A 7433-nucleotide genomic window follows, 5' to 3' on the forward strand; every position below is an offset into this window, starting at 1 on the left:
GCGAAAGGTAAAAAGCGCTATTTAAACAGTGACTGCATCGCCTCTTCCACCTTGGGGTGCTGGAACTCAAAGCCTGAGTCCTCTAACGCATGCGGCAAGGCGCGCTGGCTATCGAGCAACAAGTGCGAGGCTTCGCCCATCATGGTTTTGATCGCGAGTGTGGGAACAAAGAACACATGCGGGCGTTTTAAGGCACTGGCGAGCGCCTGGCTAAACCGTTTATTGGTCGCTGGCTCCGGGGCGGTGCAGTTAAACGGCCCTTTGAGCTCAGGGGTGTTGAGCAGGTGGATAATGGCACCGACCATGTCATCAATATGAATCCACGGCATATATTGCTGCCCTTTGCCGATCGGGCCTCCGAGCCCAAGCTTGTAAGGCAGCATCATCCGTTTCAACGCGCCCCCCTCGGCACTTAACACTACGCCGGTGCGCAGCAAACACACTCGGGTGTTGGTTGAGGCGCCTTTCAGTGCAATTTTCTCCCACTGATGACACACGTGCTGGGCAAAGTCATCGGCATGAACCATCAAGGTTTCATCAAAGGCGCGATCTTGCTGATCGCCGTAGTACCCCACCGCCGAGCCACTAATAAAGGTGTGAGGTGGGGTGCTGCTGGCATGGATTTTTTCAACCAGCTTTTCGGTCAGCCCCCAGCGGCTGGTACAAATAATCCCTTTTTGTTGCTCACTCCAACGCTTATCGGCGATAGGTTCACCGGCCAAATTAATCACGGCATCAAAATCATTCAGATGCGACAAATCATCGAGCCGCTCCAGCGGTGTCACACTATTGGCAAAACATTGCGTCACTTTTTGCACCGACCGAGACAGCACGGTGACTTGATGCTCAGAGAGTAATCGCGGAATCAGCGCCTGACCTATCAGGCCAGTGCCGCCGGTAATAAGAATCTTCATGCCTGATGTCCTAAACGTGTTGTTGTAATCCCTAACCGTAACGCTAAGAGGGTTTTAGACTTAGCGCAAGTGATTGCTTTGCATCCTGATACGTACCGCAACCAAAATCGGTTGGATCGCGCAGTTTTTTGCTCTGCTTCTCGCACCTTGGTTTGGGAGTGTTAACATAAATAGGCACATAAACACCGTGTTTACCGTTAATACGCAAGGAGTCATGTCGCCTACATGCAAGCGTTATTCAAATCATTGCTGGGAAGCTTTCGTGACCTATTACCCATTATCTTGGTGATTGGCTTTTTTCAGGTCATTGTGCTGCAACAACCGCTGCCCAACTGGATCTCAATTACCTTTGGCTTGGTGCTGGTGGTCGTGGGGCTGACCTTATTTGTGTACGGCTTAGACATGGGGCTATTTCCAATTGGCGAATCCATGGCGCACTCCCTGGCCCACAAAGGCAGTTTAGGCTGGTTGATTGCGTTCGCGTTTCTGCTCGGGTTTGGCACCACCATTGCCGAACCCGCACTCACCGCGGTAGCGGCAGAGGCGGCAGATGTCGCCGCCAATGGCGGGATGATACACACCAGCGAAGCGGCTAAAAACAACTACGCCAATGGCCTTAGGATCACGGTGGCGCTCTCGGTCGGGTTTGCGATTGTGTTGGGCGTGGTGCGCATTATAAAAGGCTGGCCGATTCACCGTTTAATCATTGGCGGCTATTTGCTGGTGGTGGCGATGACCATGGTCGCCCCGCCGAGCATTATCGGCATTGCCTATGACTCGGGTGGGGTAACCACCTCCACGATTACAGTGCCATTGGTGACCGCGCTCGGCGTGGGGTTGGCAACCGTGATCAAAGGGCGTAACCCTATGGTGGATGGCTTTGGCTTGATTGCGTTCGCCTCGCTATCGCCGATGATTTTCGTGATGGCCTACGGCATGGTGGTGGCATGAATAATAACCTCACCCTGTTTCTCGACACTTTTTTCTCCACCGTGCGCGATGTGATCCCCATTATTGCGATCCTTGTTGGTTTTCAACTGTTTGTACTACGCAAAGCACTCAATAACCCCAAACGGATCATTCTCGGTTTTTTCTATGTCATCTTGGGCTTGAGCCTGTTTTTAATGGGGCTGGAGTTGGCGCTATTCCCGCTGGGATCGTCGATGGCCGAGCAGCTGACCGCTCCTGAGTTTATTGGGGCTGCAATCAAAGCAAGCGGCGAGATTAACTGGCAAGCGTATTATTGGGTATATATTTTTGGTGCCGCGATTGGCTTTAGCACCACGGTCGCTGAGCCCTCGTTAATTGCGGTGGCAATCAAAGCAGCCAAGGTTTCGGGCGGGGCGATTCGGGTGAATGGCTTGCGCGCCTCGGTGGCGCTTGGCGTGGCAATGGGGATTGCCTTGGGGTGTTATCGCATTGTGGTGGGCGATCCGCTCCACTATTACATCATCACCGGCTACGTGGTGGTGGTGATCCAAACCTATTTTGCCCCGCCGTTTATCGTGCCCTTGGCCTATGATTCTGGCGGGGTGACCACCTCAACCGTCACCGTGCCCTTGGTGACGGCGCTGGGGTTGGGGCTAGCCTCTACCGTACCGGGAAGAAACCCGATGCTTGATGGGTTTGGCTTAATTGCGTTTGCCAGTTTGTTTCCGATGATCACCGTGATGGGCTATGCCCAAATCACAGCCTATTTACAAAAAAAGCACGCACAGCGTTCATCGTAAGGAGAGCCTATGCGGTTCAAATTAATCATGGCGTTTATTGAAGATGCCAAAACCGATGCGGTGCTCGATGCCGCTAGAAAAGCCGGCGCCACCGGCGCCACCATTATTAACAACGCACGTGGCGAAGGCTTGGTTCAGAAAAAAACCTTTTTAGGGCTGACGCTGGATGTGCAGCGAGACGTAGCCATCTTCCTGGTGGAAGAGCACTTAGCGCGCACCATACTCGAAACCATTAATGATGTAGGCGAGTTCGATGCCACCTCCGGCAGTGGCATCGCGGTGCAAATTGATGTGGAAGATGCCGTGGGCGTGGCCCACCAAATGCAAGAATTAACCGAAGTGGTGAAGGACGAGTTATGAAACAACATAAAACGGTCAGAGATGTGATGCATGCCCATGCCGTGTGTATTGATGGGCTCACCACGGTCGAAGAAGCGATCCGCATTGCACGCGAACAAGAAGTGAAAGCGATTATCGTCAATAAACGCGATGAGCATGACGAGTTCGGCATTGTGTTAATGAACGACATTGCCAAAAAAGTGCTCGCCAAAAACCGCGCGCCATCACGGGTGAATGTTTATGAAATTATGACCAAACCCGCGCTTAGCGTCTCCCCCGATATGAATGTGAAATACTGCGCCCGTTTATTCGAACGCTTCGGCATCAGCCGCGCCCCCGTAATCGAAAATGGCCAAGTCCTCGGCATGGTCAGTTATAACCTGATCGTGATCTACGGCATGCTCGCCGAAGAAGTGGAGAGCCAGCATAGGAAGGATTAGGGGGATAGGTGTAAAGGTGGTTTTAAGGGAGTGGAGACTAGCTCATTTGTGCCCCATTGTTACTTGGGGATAGTACTAATCTAGTTATTACCAGTATGACTTTGCCTTAATAAATCTTATTCGAGTTCACCTCCAAACTGGTGAATCTATCGATGTAACTCTGCAACACTCATCGTGAAAACTAAATCCGAATCAGCTTGGTTTGAGTAGCTATGGGGGACATCTGTTTTAGCTATAGCGGACTGACCTTCAAGCAGTTCTATGGTTTGCCCATCAATATTCAAAGTGAGTATTCCAGACTCTACATGAAAAAGTTCAAACGTACCTTGAGGATGACCTGATGATTCAAAAATTTCTGATGGCTTCATATCCCAGCGCCATAGTTCAATCATATCAGGACCGCTAGTTCCTGCCAGCAGTTTGGCGCTACCACCGTGCTCGCCAATCCATAGTGTTGGAATGTCCTCTTTATCAATGATGTTGACGGTTGGGTTACTCGCAACATTCACGATATCGGCAACCGAAATCCCAAGGGCAGCAGACAGTTTACACAACGTCGAAATGCTAGGGTTAGCCGCACCTTTCTCAACTTCGACTAACATACCTTTACTGATGCCTGCTCTTTTTGACAAGGCATCCAGTGACAGTTTGAGCTGTTTTCTATGTTCCTTGATCCTTGCTGCTACAGCCTGATTTATGAAATCAGCATCAGCACCGCCATCGGTCGGTATATTGACTTTTTTGGTCATTGTAATGTATCTTGCATAAAAATGAATCACTGAAGGAATTATCTAATGGTTGTTATAGTGCCGTCAATCGATGCTCGAATTTCCCACATTGCACCAGAGTTCAAAGCATTGAGCATATCCGTAAAAGGAACGGAAGTTCAAAACCCAGAGTACGCAAAACAGGTTCTGCAAGAAGCTTGTTCTTCTGTCATTGCGAATGACTATCCATGGTCAGAATCTCACATCAATGCGTGGGGCGATGTTTTTCGTCAATTTGGCGCTAAACCAAATAGAACTCCTTGCTCTGCTGCGGCACTTCGAAAACGAGTATTAAAAGATGGCGTGATGCAGAGCATTGACCCTATTGTTGATATTTATAATGCCATCAGCATTCGATACGCCATACCTGTTGGTGGTGAAGACATGGATAGTTATCAAGGAACACCAACACTTACTATTGCAGATGGTACTGAATCTTTTGACACCATGAAAAATGGTGAGACTTCAATTGAAAAACCTGATGTTGGTGAAGTAATTTGGCGCGATGAGGTAGGCGTTACTTGTCGTCGTTGGAACTGGAGGCAGGGGGTCAGAACTCGAATTGGATCTGATACACGTAACATGTGGTTTATTCTAGAAAGCTTGCCAGAAATGCCGCTAGAACACTTACAGGAAGCGGGAGAAGAAATGATCAAACACTTGCAAGTGATCATGCCTGAGTCAGTGATAGAGCAATCGTTGGTGTTTGCTTCAAAATCCATTGAGGTTTGATGTGATAAATACTTTGTTAACGGGGGCCGTTGTTTCTGGAAGTTTGATTGTCGCAATCGGCAGCCAAAATGCGTTTCTATTAAAGTGCGGATTAAAAAAGCAATACGCACTGTCTGTTGCCACTATTTGTTTTCTTGGCGACATTCTTCTCATCAGTACTGGTGTACTGGGTATAGGAACCTTGCTCTATAAGGCACCGCTATGGAAAGAGATTTTGACTCTTGGCGGGGTAATATTTCTTTTCTGGTATGGCTATCAATCTGCCAAATCAGCTTGGAAAGGTTCAAGTCACCTAGAGTTGGAAAATTCGGACATAGCTCAGAGTTGGGTAAAGGTCGTTTTGATGGCGATGGCTATCACTTTTTTAAATCCACATGTCTATCTGGATACGGTGGTGATCCTTGGTGGTGTGACTGCTCAAATGGAACCTGACGACAAACTATTGTTTGTTATAGGTGCGCTGGTTGCATCAGGGATATGGTTTTATGGCTTGGTGTATTTGGCTAACAAGTTGATCCCGCTCTTTAGTAAGCCCAGAACATGGCGAATATTAGATTCAGTGATTTCATGCATCATGTTTAGTATTGCATTAAATCTGGCAACACCTCTGTTAAGCCAATACATATAGAACGTCGCGATAACGATTATTTTTCAATAAGTTAATTCTATTTTAGAAGGTAAAGTTTATGTTTGTTGGGCTATCTGCATTTCCCTTAACACCAATGTACGATGATTCTGTTGATGAAAAAGCTTTTATAGGTCTTATTCAGCGCTTGGTTAATGCTGAGATGGATTCTATAGGGGTATTGGGTTCGACTGGCAACTATGCTTACCTCACAAGAGAAGAAAGAAAAAGAGTCGCACAAATTGCTGTTCAACACGCCAAAGAAATACCAGTCATGGTTGGTATTAGCGCCTTAAACCTAAGAGATGTACTTCTCAATGCCGAAGATGCTCAAACAGCAGGTGCAAGTGCTGTGTTATTAGCGCCAATGTCATATCAACAGTTGACAGAATATGAAGTGTATAAGTTGTATGAAGTTGTCACATCTAAGGTATCGGTGCCTCTGTGCGTCTATGACAATCCAGGCACGACGCATTTTAATTTCAGTGATGAATTGCACGGGCGTATCGCTCAGTTACCCAATGTCAGGTCAATAAAAATTCCTGGTGTACCAATGGAACCTCAAGCCGCTTTAGATCGAGTAAACCGCCTCCGCACTTTAATTCCGAAGCATGTATCCATAGGTATTAGCGGTGATTCTTGTGCTGCAAGTGGATTGAACGCAGGATGTGACGTTTGGTATTCAGCCATTGGTGGTTTATACCCTGAAGTGGCAAAATCGCTCACAAAAACAGCGCGAGAAGGAGATAAACAAGAAGCTTTGCGCCTATCGAAAATACTAACTCCGATGTGGGAACTATTCTATCGTAATGGAGGAAGCCTTCGTGTTGTGGCTGCAGCGGCTGAGATTCAAAACTTAGTTAAGCCTCCTTGTTTGCCATTGCCACTTAGAGCATTAGAAGGAAAGGAAAGAACAGAACTAGCATCATTACTTAGTAGTTTAGAATTATCATGATGTTAGGATGGTTTTTGGGGGCTTATAACTCACATAGATACAGTTAAGGATGATTGCAATGGATGCTATTAATTACCCTCTAATCTTAGTGGCAGCATTAGCTGCGATAGCGAGTCCTGGACCTGCGACATTAGCTATTGCTAGTGCATCAATGAGTCATGGTCGAATTTACGGCTTAGGCTTAGCCTGTGGTGTGCTCACGGGTTCACTGGTTTGGTCTTGTAGTGCAGCATTTGGTTTGGCTGCACTACTCAGTTCAAATGTTTGGGTATTTGAAGTTGTACGGTATTGTGGAGCTGCTTATTTGATTTATTTGTCGTTGAAATCTTTACGTTCTGTCTTTGGAACATCCAAGTTGACCCTATCTCAAAGTCATTCAACAACACTGTCTAATATTTACTTCAAAGGCCTATTTATTCACCTGACCAATCCTAAAGCCATACTATCTTTCGCTTCTCTATATTCCATCGGAGTTCCTGCAACTGCGCAGGTTTCTGATTTGGTGACGGTGATATTGTTGGTCGGAATGTTGAGTTCCAGTGTCTTTCTTGGTTACGCTGTTCTTTTCTCCAACCATAGAGCGAGAAGTACCTATCTAAAATCGAAAGTTATGTTTGAATGTACGTTTGCTGCTTTTTTTGGTTTTGCTGGGATGAAAATTTTGACTGGTGATATTATTAAGTAGTTCTTTACTACCAAGATTGAGTTCTGAGTTAACTGATTTTTTCCATACTAGAAGTTATCTATGACTTGCTAATTTAGTAAAATCACTGAAATAGAAATGTCCATTTCCAAGCCAAAATGACGTCGACTTATCCTTTTTGCGTTACTCCTGTCATTCCGCAGCCAATTAATGAATTAAAATAGTGTGATCCAGCGATCATTTGCAGCTTTTAGTGTCACATATGTCTTGACCGTGATCCCCAGCTTT

General features: G+C 46.7%; 10 protein-coding genes. 8 read left to right on the forward strand and 2 right to left on the reverse strand.

Annotation, left to right across the window (positions count from 1 at the left end):
• Positions 1-17 precede the first annotated feature (17 nt).
• Positions 18-914 (reverse strand): TIGR01777 family oxidoreductase, encoded by an 897-nt coding sequence (locus BZJ21_RS02545; RefSeq protein WP_077460079.1) that lies wholly within the window; start codon positions 912-914, stop codon positions 18-20.
• Positions 915-1139: 225 nt separating this feature from the next.
• Here BZJ21_RS02545 and BZJ21_RS02550 point away from each other — a divergent pair, with 225 nt between their 5' ends.
• From BZJ21_RS02550 to BZJ21_RS02565, 4 genes are read left to right on the forward strand one after another with little or no spacing between them, the layout of a single operon-like run.
• Positions 1140-1865 carry a DUF1538 domain-containing protein gene (locus tag BZJ21_RS02550; protein ID WP_077669045.1) on the forward strand — a complete coding sequence of 242 codons (726 nt, stop codon included), beginning with the start codon at positions 1140-1142 and terminating at the stop codon, positions 1863-1865.
• The gene (locus BZJ21_RS02555) at positions 1862-2644 is read left to right on the forward strand and encodes a DUF1538 domain-containing protein (RefSeq protein ID WP_077669046.1); all 783 of its coding nucleotides are present in this window, start codon (positions 1862-1864) and stop codon (positions 2642-2644) included. The genes BZJ21_RS02550 and BZJ21_RS02555 overlap by 4 nt, the downstream gene beginning before the upstream one ends.
• A gap of 9 nt (positions 2645-2653) precedes the next feature.
• Positions 2654-3004 carry a P-II family nitrogen regulator gene (locus BZJ21_RS02560; protein ID WP_077669047.1) on the forward strand — a complete coding sequence of 117 codons (351 nt, stop codon included), beginning with the start codon at positions 2654-2656 and terminating at the stop codon, positions 3002-3004.
• Positions 3001-3423, forward strand: a complete 423-nt coding sequence (locus tag BZJ21_RS02565) for a CBS domain-containing protein (protein ID WP_077520243.1) — start codon at positions 3001-3003, stop codon at positions 3421-3423. Before BZJ21_RS02560 ends, BZJ21_RS02565 begins: the two co-directional genes overlap by 4 nt.
• A 146-nt stretch (positions 3424-3569) precedes the next feature.
• Here BZJ21_RS02565 and BZJ21_RS02570 read toward each other — a convergent pair whose 3' ends face one another.
• Positions 3570-4172 carry a helix-turn-helix domain-containing protein gene (locus BZJ21_RS02570; RefSeq protein ID WP_077669048.1) on the reverse strand — a complete coding sequence of 201 codons (603 nt, stop codon included), beginning with the start codon at positions 4170-4172 and terminating at the stop codon, positions 3570-3572.
• Between the two features lie 45 nt (positions 4173-4217).
• Here BZJ21_RS02570 and BZJ21_RS02575 point away from each other — a divergent pair, with 45 nt between their 5' ends.
• From BZJ21_RS02575 to BZJ21_RS02590, 4 genes are read left to right on the forward strand one after another with little or no spacing between them, the layout of a single operon-like run.
• A complete protein-coding gene (locus BZJ21_RS02575; protein ID WP_077669049.1) occupies positions 4218-4922 on the forward strand; it encodes a B3/B4 domain-containing protein in 705 nt (234 codons plus the stop codon).
• Between the two features lies 1 nt (position 4923).
• Positions 4924-5550 (forward strand): LysE/ArgO family amino acid transporter, encoded by a 627-nt coding sequence (locus BZJ21_RS02580; protein WP_174566332.1) that lies wholly within the window; start codon positions 4924-4926, stop codon positions 5548-5550.
• Between the two features lie 58 nt (positions 5551-5608).
• A complete protein-coding gene (locus BZJ21_RS02585) occupies positions 5609-6502 on the forward strand; it encodes a dihydrodipicolinate synthase family protein (RefSeq protein WP_077669051.1) in 894 nt (297 codons plus the stop codon).
• Between the two features lie 58 nt (positions 6503-6560).
• Complete coding sequence (locus BZJ21_RS02590) at positions 6561-7187, forward strand: LysE family translocator (protein ID WP_077669052.1); 627 nt, start codon at positions 6561-6563, stop codon at positions 7185-7187.
• Positions 7188-7433: the final 246 nt, after the last annotated feature.

It is taken from the genome of Salinivibrio costicola subsp. alcaliphilus (assembly GCF_001996185.1).
Classification (GTDB): Bacteria; Pseudomonadota; Gammaproteobacteria; order Enterobacterales; family Vibrionaceae; genus Salinivibrio; species Salinivibrio costicola.

Bases quoted from the DNA above. Each gene is read 5' to 3' on its own strand.
- BZJ21_RS02545 (WP_077460079.1), bottom strand. From the start codon at position 914: ATGAAGATTCTTATTACCGGCGGCACTGGCCTGATAGGTCAGGCGCTG.
- BZJ21_RS02550 (WP_077669045.1), top strand. From the start codon at position 1,140: ATGCAAGCGTTATTCAAATCATTGCTGGGAAGCTTTCGTGACCTATTA.
- BZJ21_RS02555 (WP_077669046.1), top strand. From the start codon at position 1,862: ATGAATAATAACCTCACCCTGTTTCTCGACACTTTTTTCTCCACCGTG.
- BZJ21_RS02560 (WP_077669047.1), top strand. From the start codon at position 2,654: ATGCGGTTCAAATTAATCATGGCGTTTATTGAAGATGCCAAAACCGAT.
- BZJ21_RS02565 (WP_077520243.1), top strand. From the start codon at position 3,001: ATGAAACAACATAAAACGGTCAGAGATGTGATGCATGCCCATGCCGTG.
- BZJ21_RS02570 (WP_077669048.1), bottom strand. From the start codon at position 4,172: ATGACCAAAAAAGTCAATATACCGACCGATGGCGGTGCTGATGCTGAT.
- BZJ21_RS02575 (WP_077669049.1), top strand. From the start codon at position 4,218: ATGGTTGTTATAGTGCCGTCAATCGATGCTCGAATTTCCCACATTGCA.
- BZJ21_RS02585 (WP_077669051.1), top strand. From the start codon at position 5,609: ATGTTTGTTGGGCTATCTGCATTTCCCTTAACACCAATGTACGATGAT.
- BZJ21_RS02590 (WP_077669052.1), top strand. From the start codon at position 6,561: ATGGATGCTATTAATTACCCTCTAATCTTAGTGGCAGCATTAGCTGCG.